Origin of the sequence: Thermosulfurimonas sp. F29 (assembly GCF_019688735.1) — a bacterium.
GTDB lineage: Bacteria > Desulfobacterota > Thermodesulfobacteria > Thermodesulfobacteriales > Thermodesulfobacteriaceae > Thermosulfurimonas_A.
In genome coordinates this window covers 589,760-602,777 of sequence record NZ_JAIFYA010000001.1, presented here as the reverse complement: position 1 = coordinate 602,777, position 13,018 = coordinate 589,760, and the positions used below count along the sequence as shown (strand labels likewise).

Here is a 13,018-nt window from a genome sequence, read left to right as displayed (position 1 = left end):
TTTTCCTGGTATTCTTTTGGGGTGAGTTCTGGTTTAGCCCTGATATTTCTCCTGTGTGGATTCTTTTTGATTAAGGTAGGGAGGAAGAAAAATGGATCCTTTCACCCTTAACCTGCTATTGATGGGCGTAGTTTTCGTTATCTTTGCCCTGGTCATGCTCAAGGTGAGCGACTGGCTGGAGAAACGGGAAAAGACGCGGGCCCGTGAAGTTTGAAGTGATTCTGGCCGGTTTCGGGGGGCAGGGCATCCTCTTTGCCGGGAACCTCCTGGCCCAGGCCGGTATGGAGGCGGGCTTGGAGGTGACCTATCTTCCAGTTTACGGTCCGGAGATGCGCGGGGGCACCTGCAATTGCACCGTGGTTCTTTCGGACAGGGAGATCGCCTCCCCGGTGGTCACCCGCCCCTCGGCCCTTCTCATCATGAACCGGCCCTCCTTCGAAAAGTTCGTTCCGCGACTCAAACCCGGAGGGCTTGCCGTGGTAAACGCCAGCCTGGTTCCCTGGGAACTGGCGGAGAGACAGCCGGGGCGCCGGTTCGTCTTCGTTCCCGCGGACGAACTGGCCGAGGAGGAGGGATGTCCCGGTCTGGGAAACATGGCCGCTCTCGGGGCCCTGGTGGCCGCTTCCGGAATCGTCTCCCCGGAAAAGGTGCTCTCGGGGCTGAAACACCTCCTCCCCCCGGAAAGAAAACACCTTCTCGAGCCCAACCGGAGGGTATTCCGGCGGGGTTACGAATTTGCCCTCAGGAAGGCCTCTCCCGCTTCCCGGAGGTAGGTCCGGAAGCGTTCCTCGCCCCCGAGGAGTCGCAGGCCGAAGACGAAGTTTATTTCGTTGATAAGGACCTCGCCCCTTTCCGGACGGAAGAGGAAATCCACGGCCATCAGGTTGAAGCCGGTCTTCTCGCAGAGCTCCGCCACCACTTCCAGGGCCCGGGCCTCGAGCCCGGGATCGGGGCAGGCCACCACCTCTCCTTCCTGAACCAGGTTCTTCAGGAAACGGCCCTTTCGCCAGAAGGGAAGCCTTCGGTTCCCGATCACCACCACCCGCAGGTCGTATTCCCAGGGGAGGTACTCCTGGACGAGGAAACCGTAACGCCCCGAGGCCTCGAAGGTGCGGAGGATCTTCAGGGCCTCCTCCCATTCCCCGGCGTTCCGCACCAGGAAGACCTCCCGGCCCTCGTGGCCGTGGTTGCCCTTGACCACGAAGGGGTAGGGGGGGAGGGAGACTTCCACCGTTCCGGGGTGCGGACCCAGGGCGCAGATCCTCGGCACGCAAATCGTACGGGGATGGGGAAGTCCCAGGACCCGGAAAAGGAGGATCTGTCCTATCTTTCCCGGGAAGGCGAAGCGCAGGTCGTAGTTGGGAAACACGCGTTTTCCGAGCCTGCGGACGAAGAAGTAGAGCTCCGGGCTCACGGTCTGGGGGAGAAAGACGGCCCGGGCCCTTCGGAGGGCGGCGATAACCTCCTCCGTGAGGGCGGTAAACTGAAAAAAGTTTACCTCTCCCTCGATCCAGGGGTTGAAAGAGACCGTGCCGATGCTCATGTGTTTAGTGTACCACGGAAAGGAGGTAGGGGCGGTGCAGGCGGTAATCCTTGCGGCCGGGCTGGGAAGCCGCATGGGGCTCGCTCGCACCGGTTATCCCAAGGGGCTTCTCCGGGTGGCCGGTCGGGAGCTCCTCCTGCGCCATCTTATACTCCTTTCCCACCGGGGGATCCGCGAGTTCGTCCTGGTAGTAAATCCCCGAAACCGGCGGCTTTTCGAGGAGTTCCTCTCCCGGCATCCCGACTACCGGGTGGTCCTGGTGGATAATCCCCATCCGGAACGGGGCAACGGTTATTCCCTGTGGTGTGCGCGGGAGGCGGTCCGGGGGCCCTTCGTGCTCACCATGTCCGACCACCTTTACGAAGAGGACTTCGTGGAGCGTGCCCTCGCCGGACGAGGGCTGATAATGGATCGGCAGGGGCGTTACATCGATCCGGAGGAGGCCACCAAGGTTCGGGTCGCCGCCGGGCGGGTCCGGGAGATCGGAAAGGACCTCTCGGACTACCACGGATTTGACACGGGTTTTTTCGTTCTCGATCCGGAGATCTTTGCCGTGGCCGGGGAGGTGGTGAGGCGTAATCCGGGTGAGGTCACCCTTTCAGAAATCGTTCGGGAAGCGGAACTTACGGTGACCGAAGTTTCCGGCCTTTTCTGGACGGATGTGGACACCCCGGAGGACCTCGGCCGGGCCGGAAGGGCCCTGGTGCGGGCGAGCGTAAAGGGAGCCGGGGATGGCTGGATCTCGAGACTCCTCAATCGCCGTCTTTCCACCGCCATTTCCCCCTACCTTTGTGAAAGACTCTCTCCTAATCAGGCCACGGTACTGAGTTTTTTTCTCGGGCTTCTAGCCGCCCTTCTGGCCTGGTTTAACGCTTCCCTCGGGGCCGTGCTGTATCAGATCCACTCCGTGCTCGACGGGGTGGACGGCGAGATCGCCCGGGCCGCGCTGAAACGCTCCCGGTTCGGCGGGCTTCTGGACTCCGTGCTCGATCGGTATGTGGATTTCGTCTTTCTTTCGGTCCTTCTTCTCCGGTTGCGTCCGGAGGGATTTGAACTGGCCGTGGCTCTTCTCGCCCTTCTCGGCACCGTGATGGTCAGCTATGTGACCGAACGCTTCAAGGGAGCTTACGGCAGGGACGCCTACGCGGTCTTTCCCGTCCTCCATTATTTTCCCGGCAAACGCGACGAAAGGATCTTTCTCATCTTTTTCTTCTGCGTTATGGGCTGGACGAGGGAGCTCTTTCCGGTGCTGGCTCTTCTCACCCAGGGCAAGATTGCCTTCACGCTTGCGGTCTTCTGGCACGGCCGGACCGGGCTAGAAGCCGAGAACCAGGGCCAGCCAGCCCTCAAGGGTTAGGCGGGAGAAGACCCGGGCTCCGGTGAGTCGGCGGAGCACCTCGGGGGCCTGAGCCTCGGAAAACCCCGAAAGAACGGCCCGGCCTCCCGGCCGCAGGGCCTTTCGTATCTCCGGCGCCAGGGCCAGAATGGTCCCGATGGTCAGGTTGGCCAGCACCAGATCGAACCTTCCCCTCCGGGCCACCTCCGCGCTTCCCCGTATCACGAGGATGCGCCCGGAAAGCCCGTTCGTTTTCACATTGTGCAGGGCCTCCCGGCAGGCCCGGGGATCTATGTCCACCGCCAGCACCCGTTTGGCTCCGAGCCGGGCCGCGGCCAGGGCCAGAATACCGCTTCCGCACCCCAGATCCAGCACCCGTCCGGGTGGGCCGTCTTCGCACAGGATCGAAAGGGCCCTCAGGCACAGCACCGTGGTGGGGTGACTTCCGCTTCCGAAGGAGAGGTCCGCCCGGAGGTAGATCTCTCCCGGCTCCGGTCTCTCCACCCCGAGAGGGGAAAAGAAGTGAAAGGGTCCCACCCGGAACCGCCTGGGTACCGGGCGGGGGCTTTCGGCCAGTTCCGTTTCCTCGATCTCCACCCCGGGAAGGGTCCGGGCCAGCGCTCGCAGGCGTTCGTGGACTCCCTCCGCCGGATAGCCCAGCACCAGAAGCCCGGTATCCGGGAAGAAGGTCTCGGCAAGGGGAGACAGACCCGCCGCCCGGAGTCTCTCCAGCACCCTCCCGGGATGCGCCGTGCGGATTTTGACCCGAAGGTAGTCCTTCACAGCCTCTTGCGGGAGTCCAGGATTACCGTGACCGGTCCGTCGTTTATCAGTTCCACCTGCATGTAGGCTCCGAAGACCCCGGTCTTCACGGAAAGCCCCTTTTGGGAGAGGGCCTTTACTAAGGCCTCGCAGAGCTCGCGGGCCCTTTCCGGGCGTTCCGCGGGATCAAAGGACGGGCGTTTTCCCTTTCGACAGTCCCCGCACAGGGTAAAGTTGGAGACGAGAAGCACCTCGCCCCCCACCTGCGAGAGATCGTGGTTCATCCTGCCGGCCTCGTCCTCGAAAAGGCGAAGCCCCGCGATCTTTCCGGCCATCCAGTCGAGGTCCCCCGGTCCGTCGCCCTTCTCCACCCCCACGAGAACCAGAAAACCCCGTCCGATCCGGGCCACCTCCTTTCCCTCCACCCGCACCGTCGCTTCCTTTACCCGCTGGATTACCGCGCGCATCTTTCCGCGAACTCCATAAATTCCTCCAGCCCCAGGGGCGGAGAGAAGAGAAACCCCTGCCCCTCCTCACAGCCCATCTCCCTGAGAAGCCGAAGTTCCTCCTCCCTCTCGATCCCCTCGGCCAGGCACCGGGCCCCCACATTGCGGGCCAGCCCCACGATGGTCCGGACCACGAAGCGGGTCTTGTCCTCCCTGAGCATGTTGCTCACGAAAAAACGGTCGATCTTGATCTTGTCCACCTCGAATTCCACCAGGTACCGCATGGAGGAGTACCCCATACCGAAGTCGTCGAGCACGATCTTTATACCCAGGTGACGGAGTTTTTCCAGGATGGCCAGCGTCCTTTCCGCCTTCTCCATGGCCGTGGTCTCGGTGATCTCCAGGTGAAACCTCTCCGGAGGAAACCCCGTCTCGGAGAGGACTTTTTCTATCCTTTGGGGGAGCGAAGCCTCGCGGAACTGCCGGGCGGAGAAGTTAAGGCACAGGAATAGTCCCTTTCGTTTCACCAGGGGAGCGAGATCGGTCAGGGCCCGGTGAAGGACGAACTCCCCCAGTTCGTTTATGAACCCGGTCTTTTCGGCCAGGCCGATGAACTTGATCGGGGAAAGGAGCCCCAGCTGGGGATGTCTCCAGCGGATCAGGGCCTCGGCCCCGACCAGGCCTCGGTCCGAAAGCCTCACGATGGGTTGATAAACGGGGAAAAATTCCCCCCGTTTGAGCCCCTCCACCATGGCCGTGCGCAGAAAGGCCTCCTCGGAAAGGTGCTTCTCGATCTCCGGGGAATAGAGGGCCACGGTCTCGTCGTTTTCCTTGGCCCGTTTTAGAGCGGCCTCGGCCTTGCTGAGAAGATCCTCGGGGCTCTCCCCGTCCCGGGGAAACAGGGCTCCCCCGATCCGCACCGAAAGGATGAGATCCTGCCCCTCGATCCGGAAGGGCTTCTGCAGTAGGCGCTGCACCTTGTTCAGAACCACCTGCAGGCTGTAGGTACCCCGAATGTCGGTAAAAATGATCCCGAACTTGTCCGCAAAGAAGCGGCTTTTGACATCGTCCCGGCGGAGTCCCTCCTGAAGCCGGCGGGCCACCTCGGAGAGGATGCGATTTCCGGCCTCGTATCCGAAGGTGGCGTTCACCTCGCGGAAGTCTACCAGGTCGATAACGGCCACCAGGAGCTGTTCCCTCCGACGGGCCCCTCGCAGGGTGAGGGCCCGGAGTTTTTCCAGGAAAAGGTGCCGGTTGGGGAGTCCGGTAAGGGTGTCGAAGAAGGCCACCTCAATTAACCGTCGCTCCAGGAGACGCTGGGGGGTGGTGTCCACTCCCAGCCCCACGCCCACCCGCCGTCCCTCCCATTCGAGACTATCGGTGACGAGGTTGATGACCCGTTCCCTTCCATCCTTGGTAACCAGGACAAGGTCCCTGTAGGTATGAGACGATATCTCACCCCGAATCCGGCGGGCCAGGTTTTCTCGGATCTCCCAATGGAAACGCGGATGCACCACCTCCCACACCCGTTTCTCCCGGAGTTCATTCAGGGTGTAGCCCAGCACCCGAAGGGTGTAGGGATTGGCGTGGAGGATGCGACCGTCCTCCAGGTCGTACACGATCAATCCCACCGGAGCCTTTCCGAAAAGGCTCTGCCAGAACACGGAGTCCAGGGCGAAGGTGCCCGTCCCCGTCTTCTCTTCCGTAAGATCCACCCAGAGCCCCAGGAGGAGCCAGCGGTCGGATTCTTTCTCCAGCACGGCGATCCCTTCTTTGATCCAGAGAAAGCCCCCGTCTTCCTTCCGAAACCGGAAGAGACGCCAGCTCTCCCCCGGAGTCTCCAGAAGAGACCGGGCGTCCTCCAGGAAGGAAGCCCGATCCTCCGGATGGATGTGCTCCGGATCCCACATGTTTTCCGGTGCGGCGGGTCCCAGAATCTCTCTCAATCTGGGACTGGCGAAGAGGACCCTTACCGGAAGGAGTTCGTCTCCCTCCCGGCGAGCCTCCAGGAGATAGACCCCGGCGGGAATACCGACCAAATACTTCTCGCAGGTTGGTTCCAGCGAAAAGTTGATCATGGCTCTAATGTTAATTATTGTATCGTGAAAAGGCCAGAGGCTCCTTCTTGACAAAAAGGGGGGAGTGTTTTTTAGTTAAGGGTCCGGAATTTCGGGGAAAGGGGTTGACAGGATGGACATCTTTACGCCGCAGACACCCATGCCCAGGAAGGAAGAGGTCGAGCGCGAGTGGTATGTGGTGGACGCCTCGGGAAAGGTGCTCGGGCGTCTGGCCTCGGAGATCGCCAAGCGTCTCCGGGGTAAACATCGTCCCTATTTCGCCCCTCATGTGGATGTGGGGGACTTCATCGTGGTGGTGAACGCCGACAAGGTGCGTCTCACCGGAAAGAAGTGGGATCAGAAGGTCTACTGGCGGCACTCGGGCTACATGGGCGGGCTTAAGTTGCGCACGGCCCGGCAGATGCTTCAGGAAAAACCCGAGGAGCTAATCCGGCTGGCGGTGAAGCGGATGCTTCCCAAGAACCGGCTGGGGCGCAAGCTCCTCAGGAAACTCAAGGTCTATGCCGGTCCCGAACATCCCCATAAGGCCCAGAATCCCAGGCCGCTTGACCTTTAGGAGGTGAACGAACATGGCTGAATCCCAGGAGAGATATTACGCCACGGGAAAGAGAAAGACCGCCATCGCCCGGGTGTGGCTCACCCCGGGAAGCGGGCGCATCGTCGTGAACAAGAAGGACTTTGACGAGTACTTTTACGATCACCTGGTGGCCCGTTACATAGTGGAGCAGCCCTTCCGGCTCACCGGGACCGAGGGCAAGTTCGATGTCTACTGCACGGTCAAGGGCGGGGGTAAAAACGCCCAGGCCGAGGCCATCCGTCACGGCATTGCCAAGGCCCTCCTCGAGTATCATCCCGACTTTCGTCCCCCGCTCAAGAAGGCGGGGCTGCTCACCCGGGATGCCCGGGTCAAGGAACGGAAGAAGTACGGTCTGCGCGGGGCCCGTCGCGGGCAGCAGTACTCCAAGCGGTAACCCGTCTTTTCCCCGGAGGTGGTGACCGTGGTGCGGGTGGCCGTGGTGGGGGCCACGGGGTATACGGGGCTTGAACTACTGAGGCTTGCCGCCGGCCACCCGGAGATTCGGGTCACGGTGGCCACCTCCCGCCGTGAGGCCGGAAAGACCCTCTCCGAATACTGGGGCTTCTCTCCCCTTCCGTACGAGGTGCGCATCACTTCTCCGGACCCGGATCACCTGGCTGCGGAGGCCGAGGTGGCCTTCCTGTGCGTGCCTCACGGGACGGCCCAGGAAATGGCGGCGGAGCTCCTTTCCCGGGGCATTAAGGTCATTGACCTTTCGGCGGACTTTCGAATTCCGGATCCGGAGGTCTATCAGCGCTGGTACGAGACCCCGCACCGTTTCCCCGGGCTCCTTTCCGAGGCGGTTTACGGTCTTTCGGAGATTCACCGGGAGGAGATTCGGAGGGCCCGTCTCGTGGCCAATCCCGGCTGTTATCCCACCGCGGCGCTTTTGCCGCTGGTGCCCCTTGTGCGGGAGGGGCTGGTGGAGCCCCGGGACATCCTCATCGACGCCAAGAGCGGGGTCTCCGGAGCGGGCCGCAAGGCCGAGGTCTCCCTCTCCTTCTGTGAGGTGAACGAGGACTTCCGGGCCTACAGGGTGGCCGCCCATCGACACACCCCGGAGATGGAGGCCGAGCTAACCCGGGCCGCCGGAAGCGAGGTCCGCGTGCTCTTTACCCCTCACCTCACCCCCATGCAGCGGGGGATCTTCGCCACGATATATGCGTATCCCCGCACCGGTGAAGGGGAGATTCACGAAGCCCTGCGGGACTTTTACGCGGAAAGTCCCTTCGTGGAGGTCCTGCCGCCGGGGAGGGTGCCCCGGGTGGCCGAGGTGCGGGGCACCAACCTCTGTCGCATCGGTCTCCGCCTGGATCACCGCACCGGGCGCCTCGTCCTCCTTTCGGTGATCGACAACCTGGTCAAGGGAGCCAGCGGCCAGGCCCTGCAGAACCTTAACCTCGTGCAGGGATGGCCCGAGGACCTGGGCCTTCCGCGAGCCCCGGTCTTCCCGTAAGAGATGCGCAACATTAAGCTCATCATCGCCTACGACGGGACCAACTATTTGGGCTGGCAACGGCAGAAGCAGGGGCCCACCATTCAGGGCGTGCTGGAGGACACCCTGCGCCAGATCGTGGGGCACAGGGTGAAGCTCCGGGCCGCCGGACGCACCGACGCCGGCGTACACGCCCTGGGGCAGGTGGCCCACTTTCACACCACCTCCAAAAGGGACCTCGAAACCCTTTTCCGGGCCCTGAACGCCCTTCTGCCCAGGGACATCTCCGTGATCCGGGTGGAGGAGGTGGACTTCCGCTTTCACGCTCAGCACGACGCCCTGCGCAAGACCTACTTCTACCAGATCTACAATCACCCGGTGCGCAATCCCCTCCTGAGGCTTTACTCCTGGTGGGTACCTGAGCCTCTGGATCTCGAGGCCATGCGGGCCTGTCTTCCCCTCATCATCGGGGAGAAGGACTTTGCCAGTTTCCGAAAATCCGGGACGGACCTCAAGAGCACGGTACGCACGGTTTACGAGGCCACGCTCAAACGCGCCGTGGGCATGGCGCATGTGATCCGTTTCGAGATCACCGGGCGGGGGTTTATGCGCTACATGGTGCGGAACATCGTGGGGGCCCTGGTGGAGGTGGGTCGGGGCCGCCTTACCCCCGAGGACTTTCAGCGGATCCTCGAGGCCCGGGATCGCTCCGTAGCCCCGCCTCCGGCTCCTCCGCAGGGGCTCTTCCTTAAGGAGGTCTATTACGGTAAAAAGGGAAGAGCGAAGGATTATGCCCCCAGAGGAGTGCGCCGATGAAGCTTTCGGAGAGGATCAGACGGCTCAAACCCTCGGCCACGCTCGCCGTGGACGCCAAGGCCAAGGCCCTCAGGGCCCGGGGGGTGGATGTGATCAACCTTTCCGCCGGGGAGCCCGACTTTGACACCCCTCCCCACATCAGGGAGGCGGCCAAGCGGGCCCTGGACGAGGGATTTACCCGCTATCTTCCCGCGGTGGGGCTTCCGGAGCTGCGCGAGGCGGTCTGCTTCCGCCTGAAGGAGGACTACGGATTCGCGTACCGGCCCGAGGAGGTCCTCGTCACCTGCGGGGCCAAGCAGGCCCTTTTCAACCTGGCCCAGGCCCTGCTCGACCCGGGAGACGAGGTGCTCGTTCTGTCTCCTTACTGGGTGTCCTACCCTCCCATCGTGGAACTGGCCGGCGGGGTGCCGGTGATCGTGCCCTCCGAGGCGGAGCGAAACTTCGAGCCGGATCCCGAGGAGATCCGGACCCGGATCTCCCCCCGCACCCGGGGCATCATCCTGAACAGCCCCTCAAACCCCACCGGTTGCGTGTACTCGCGCGAGTTCCTTTCCGCGGTGGCGGAGATAGTCCGGAACCACGACCTGTGGGTGATAAGCGACGACATATACGACCGTTTGCGTTTCGACGGTCAGGGCCCGGAGAACATCCTCTCCGTGGCTCCGGACCTCCGGGAAAGGGTCATCCTGGTCAACGGGGTTTCCAAGGCCTACGCCATGACCGGCTGGCGCATCGGCTGGGCGGTGGGGCCGGAGGAGGTCATCCGGGCTGCGGCCAAGCTCCAGGGACAGAGCACCTCCAACGCCACGGCCTTCGCCCAGAAGGCCGCGGTGGCTGCGCTTACCGGCCCGCAGGACTGCGTGGAGGAGATGAAGCGGGCCTTCGCCGAAAGGGCCGCCTTCCTCCACCGGGCCCTTTCAGAGATTCCGGGGGTGAAATCCGTGCGCCCTCAGGGGACCTTTTATCTTTTTGCGGATTTTTCCGTGTTTTATGGCCGGAGGTCCCCGATCGGCGGGGAAATTCGGGATTCCGTGAGCCTGGCCGAATACCTGCTGGAGGAGGGCCGGGTGGCCACGGTGCCGGGAGTGGCCTTCGGCGACGACCGGTTCCTCAGGCTTTCGTTCGCCCAGGGGATGGAGACCCTGGCCGAGGCCGCGGAACGCCTGAAGAGGGCGCTGGCGCGTCTGGAGTGAACGACTATGCCCAACTATCCCCTCATCCCCCTCGAGAGCGTGGTCTTCGCCCTTTCCGAGGCCCTGGACAGTGCGGACCCTCACCTGGTGAACCACCAGCTGCGGGTCTCCTACATCTCCCGCATGGTGGGGCGGGAGCTGGGCTTCCGGGGAAGAGAGCTTGAGTCCCTGGTGGTGGCCGGGGCCCTCCACGACATAGGTCTTTTCACCGCGGAGGAGCGCACCCGGGCCCTGGAGGAGGATTCCCGGATCCTGGAAAAACACACCCGGATCGGCTACCTCATGCTGCGGGAATTCCCCTACCTGCGTCGGGCCGCGGAGTTCATCCTCCACCACCACACCCCCTGGGAGACGCTTCGAGACGAAGTGGAGGATCCGTGGGTGGCCCTCGGGGGGAATATCCTCCACCTGGCCGACACCCTGGAGACCAGACTGCGAGGAAGGTCCCCTTTGTTACTTCACACTTCGGAGATTACGGGGGAGGTCAGAACTCTATCAGCCCGGTTCGCCCCGGAGGTCCTCGAGGCCCTGCGCAGGGTGTCCGAGGCCGAGCTTTTCTGGCTCCGCCTGGAGCGGTTCGAAAAAGAGACCGAGCTCGTCTTCCAGGTGGAGCACTCCACCTACCTTCCCTGCGGGGAGATGGAGTCCCTGGCGGCCCTGTTTTCCCTGGTGGTGGACCTGAAGAGTCCCTTCACCCGGGTCCACTCCGCCGGGGTGGCGGAGGTGGCCACCTGGCTGGGCGAGGCCCTGGGGTTTTCCCCCTATCTTTTGAGTTCGCTGCGGGTGGCCGGTTATCTTCACGATCTGGGAAAGCTCGCCGTACCGGATAGCATCCTCAACAAGCCCGGGCGCCTTACCGAGGAGGAGTGGGCCGTGATGAAGGCCCATCCCTTCATCACCTACCGTATCCTGGAGAGGATTCCCCACTTCGAGACCATCAACGCCTGGGCCTCCTCCCATCACGAGAGGCTCGACGGCAGGGGTTATCCGGCAAGGCTCTCCGCCGGAGACCTCTCCCTGGGGGCCCGGGTTATGGCGGTGGCGGATGTGACCACGGCCATTCTCGAGGATCGTCCATACCGTGCCGGTATGTCCCTCCGAGAGGCCCGAAAGGTACTCCAGAAGCTCTCCGGCCACGCCCTCGATCCGGAACTGACCGCCCTGGTATCGGAAAACCTGGATCATGTGCGGGAATTGATTCGCGAGGTACGCCGAACCCGTCTTGAGCGTTTTGAAATCTGGGGCTATATCCCCCCGAGTTGAGCCACCGAAGAAGCTGAAAGGCTTATTCAGCCTGTATGCGTATGGTCCCGCGGTGTCTCTCGATGTAGGCGTAGGCGTTGTGGGCGTGGATGGATTCGAAGTTCTCCGCCGAGACCGCGAACCAGGTAATCTCGGGGTGCTCCAGCAGTCGCCGTGCCACCTCCCGCACTACATCCTCCACGAACCGGGGACGGCGATGGGCGGTCTCGGTGACATGCTTCTCGTCCGGCCTCTTGAGGAGGGGATAGACCGGACTTGAGGCCGACTCCTCCACGATCTCGATGAGGTCCTCGATCCACACGAAGCGCCGAAAACGCACGCGGAGGGTCACCTCTCCCCTCTGATTGTGGGCCCCGATCTCGCTTATGGCCTGGGAGCAGGGGCACACCGTCATCACCGGCACCTTCACCCCCAGAACGATGTCCAGCCGATCCTCCGTCTTGGCCCCGGCGATAAGACACTGATACTCCATGAGGGAGGGGGAGCCGGTGACCGGGGCCTCCTTCTTGAGAAAGTAGGGGAAGGAGATCTCCAGATGGGCGGCCCGGGCGGAAAGCTTCTCCCGCATGCGCTCCAGGATAAAGGGAATGTTTTTGATGTGAATCTCCTCCCGGAATTCGTTGAGAACCTCGATGAAACGGCTCATGTGGGTGCCCTTGAACTCCCGGGGCAGATCCACGAACATGTTGACCTCGGCCACGGTGTGCTGAACCCCGCGGCGTCGGTCCAGCACCGAAACCGGATAGCGGATCCCCTTGATACCTACCTTGTCGATGGGGATCTCGCGGGGGTCGTAAAGACTCTGGATGTCCTTAAGCTCCATGAGTCTTGAGGTATCTCACCAGTTCGCGGGCCCTCTCCCGGCACGGCCCCCTCACCTCGAGAAGACTGCGCCCCTGTCTTTCGGCCCGCAGGACTTCTTCGTCCTCGGGAAAGGAAATTACCGGCTTCACCCCGAGGCTTTCGGCGATGAAGGCCTCGTCCTCCTCGTTGCGCACGGCATTCCCCACCACGAAAACCCGTTCCATCCTGAGCTCCCGGGCCAGGCGCAGGATCTGTCTTGCGGTCTCGAGGCTTCCCCGGTAGGGCTGGGTGACCACCAGGATGAAGTCCATGGGCACCACCGTGGCCCGGCCGAAGTGTTCCACCCCGGCCTCCATGTCCACCACCACGGCCTCCCGGGCGGTAAGGATCAGGTGAGAGAGAAGACGGCGCAGGACGGTCTGTTCCGGGCAGGCACAGCCCCCACCGGCCTCCCTAATGGCCCCCAGCACCATGAGTCGAAGCCCGTCCCGGGTGAGCATGAACCTTTCGGGGAGGTCTTCGATGCGGGGATTCAGGGTGTAATAGGGGCCCTGCTTCTGGGCCCGCTCGGCCAGAAGATCCCGCATCTCGGAAAGGGGGGTCAGCTTCTCCGAATCCTCAAAACCCAGGAGCCGACCCAGGTGCGGGCTGGGATCGGCGTCGATGGCCAGGACCTGATAACCCTCCTCCCGCAGCCCCGCACACAACAGGGCCGCAATCGTGCTTTTGCCCACCCCGCCCTTGCCACAAAAGGCGATCTTCATG

15 protein-coding genes are annotated in these 13,018 nt (G+C 62.8%); 9 read left to right on the top strand and 6 right to left on the bottom strand.

Annotated features, from left to right (window positions below; translation table 11 throughout):
* The first annotated feature begins 91 nt into the window (after positions 1 to 91).
* The gene (locus K3767_RS12040) at positions 92 to 214 is read left to right on the top strand and encodes a hypothetical protein (protein ID WP_255592179.1); all 123 of its coding nucleotides are present in this window, start codon (positions 92 to 94) and stop codon (positions 212 to 214) included.
* On the top strand, positions 204 to 773 hold the full coding sequence (locus K3767_RS03125) for a 2-oxoacid:acceptor oxidoreductase family protein (protein ID WP_221172104.1): 570 nt from the start codon (positions 204 to 206) through the stop codon (positions 771 to 773). Before K3767_RS12040 ends, K3767_RS03125 begins: the two co-directional genes overlap by 11 nt.
* Here the strand turns inward: K3767_RS03125 and K3767_RS03120 are convergent.
* Positions 728 to 1,543: a RimK family alpha-L-glutamate ligase gene (locus K3767_RS03120; RefSeq protein WP_221172103.1), complete on the bottom strand. Its 816-nt coding sequence runs from the start codon at positions 1,541 to 1,543 to the stop codon at positions 728 to 730. The two genes, K3767_RS03125 and K3767_RS03120, sit on opposite strands and share 46 nt — an antisense overlap.
* Here K3767_RS03120 and K3767_RS03115 point away from each other — a divergent pair.
* Positions 1,536 to 2,900 carry a bifunctional L-myo-inositol-1-phosphate cytidylyltransferase/CDP-L-myo-inositol myo-inositolphosphotransferase gene (locus tag K3767_RS03115; RefSeq protein WP_221172102.1) on the top strand — a complete coding sequence of 455 codons (1,365 nt, stop codon included), beginning with the start codon at positions 1,536 to 1,538 and terminating at the stop codon, positions 2,898 to 2,900. The two genes, K3767_RS03120 and K3767_RS03115, sit on opposite strands and share 8 nt — an antisense overlap.
* Here the strand turns inward: K3767_RS03115 and K3767_RS03110 are convergent.
* Genes K3767_RS03110 through K3767_RS03100 form a run of 3 tightly spaced genes read right to left on the bottom strand, consistent with a single transcriptional unit; the run spans position 2,859 to position 6,165 of the window.
* The gene (locus K3767_RS03110) at positions 2,859 to 3,662 is read right to left on the bottom strand and encodes a 50S ribosomal protein L11 methyltransferase (protein WP_221172101.1); all 804 of its coding nucleotides are present in this window, start codon (positions 3,660 to 3,662) and stop codon (positions 2,859 to 2,861) included. The genes K3767_RS03115 and K3767_RS03110 overlap by 42 nt on opposite strands.
* Positions 3,659 to 4,108: a D-aminoacyl-tRNA deacylase gene (gene dtd / locus K3767_RS03105; protein WP_221172100.1), complete on the bottom strand. Its 450-nt coding sequence runs from the start codon at positions 4,106 to 4,108 to the stop codon at positions 3,659 to 3,661. The genes K3767_RS03110 and dtd overlap by 4 nt, the downstream gene beginning before the upstream one ends.
* The gene (locus K3767_RS03100) at positions 4,096 to 6,165 is read right to left on the bottom strand and encodes a bifunctional diguanylate cyclase/phosphodiesterase (protein WP_221172099.1); all 2,070 of its coding nucleotides are present in this window, start codon (positions 6,163 to 6,165) and stop codon (positions 4,096 to 4,098) included. The genes dtd and K3767_RS03100 overlap by 13 nt, the downstream gene beginning before the upstream one ends.
* 112 nt (positions 6,166 to 6,277) lie before the next feature.
* Here K3767_RS03100 and rplM point away from each other — a divergent pair, with 112 nt between their 5' ends.
* Genes rplM through K3767_RS03070 form a run of 6 tightly spaced genes read left to right on the top strand, consistent with a single transcriptional unit; the run spans position 6,278 to position 11,449 of the window.
* Complete coding sequence (gene rplM / locus K3767_RS03095) at positions 6,278 to 6,721, top strand: 50S ribosomal protein L13 (protein ID WP_221172098.1); 444 nt, start codon at positions 6,278 to 6,280, stop codon at positions 6,719 to 6,721.
* A 13-nt stretch (positions 6,722 to 6,734) separates the two neighbouring features.
* Positions 6,735 to 7,136: a 30S ribosomal protein S9 gene (gene rpsI, locus K3767_RS03090; RefSeq protein ID WP_221172097.1), complete on the top strand. Its 402-nt coding sequence runs from the start codon at positions 6,735 to 6,737 to the stop codon at positions 7,134 to 7,136.
* A gap of 21 nt (positions 7,137 to 7,157) precedes the next feature.
* Positions 7,158 to 8,198, top strand: a complete 1,041-nt coding sequence (gene argC / locus K3767_RS03085; protein ID WP_255592177.1) for an N-acetyl-gamma-glutamyl-phosphate reductase — start codon at positions 7,158 to 7,160, stop codon at positions 8,196 to 8,198.
* A gap of 3 nt (positions 8,199 to 8,201) precedes the next feature.
* Positions 8,202 to 8,993: a tRNA pseudouridine(38-40) synthase TruA gene (gene truA, locus K3767_RS03080; protein WP_221172096.1), complete on the top strand. Its 792-nt coding sequence runs from the start codon at positions 8,202 to 8,204 to the stop codon at positions 8,991 to 8,993.
* Positions 8,990 to 10,186, top strand: coding sequence for a pyridoxal phosphate-dependent aminotransferase (locus K3767_RS03075; protein ID WP_221172095.1), 1,197 nt, complete (start codon positions 8,990 to 8,992; stop codon positions 10,184 to 10,186). The genes truA and K3767_RS03075 overlap by 4 nt, the downstream gene beginning before the upstream one ends.
* Before the next feature lie 6 nt (positions 10,187 to 10,192).
* A complete protein-coding gene (locus K3767_RS03070) occupies positions 10,193 to 11,449 on the top strand; it encodes an HD domain-containing phosphohydrolase (RefSeq protein WP_221172094.1) in 1,257 nt (418 codons plus the stop codon).
* Between the two features lie 22 nt (positions 11,450 to 11,471).
* On the opposite strand, the gene folE2 is transcribed toward K3767_RS03070, so the two are convergent.
* Entirely contained in the window at positions 11,472 to 12,272 is an 801-nt protein-coding gene (gene folE2, locus K3767_RS03065; RefSeq protein ID WP_221172093.1) for a GTP cyclohydrolase FolE2, read from the bottom strand.
* Positions 12,262 to 13,017, bottom strand: a complete 756-nt coding sequence (locus K3767_RS03060) for a P-loop NTPase (protein WP_221172092.1) — start codon at positions 13,015 to 13,017, stop codon at positions 12,262 to 12,264. The genes folE2 and K3767_RS03060 overlap by 11 nt, the downstream gene beginning before the upstream one ends.
* Position 13,018 lies beyond the last annotated feature (1 nt).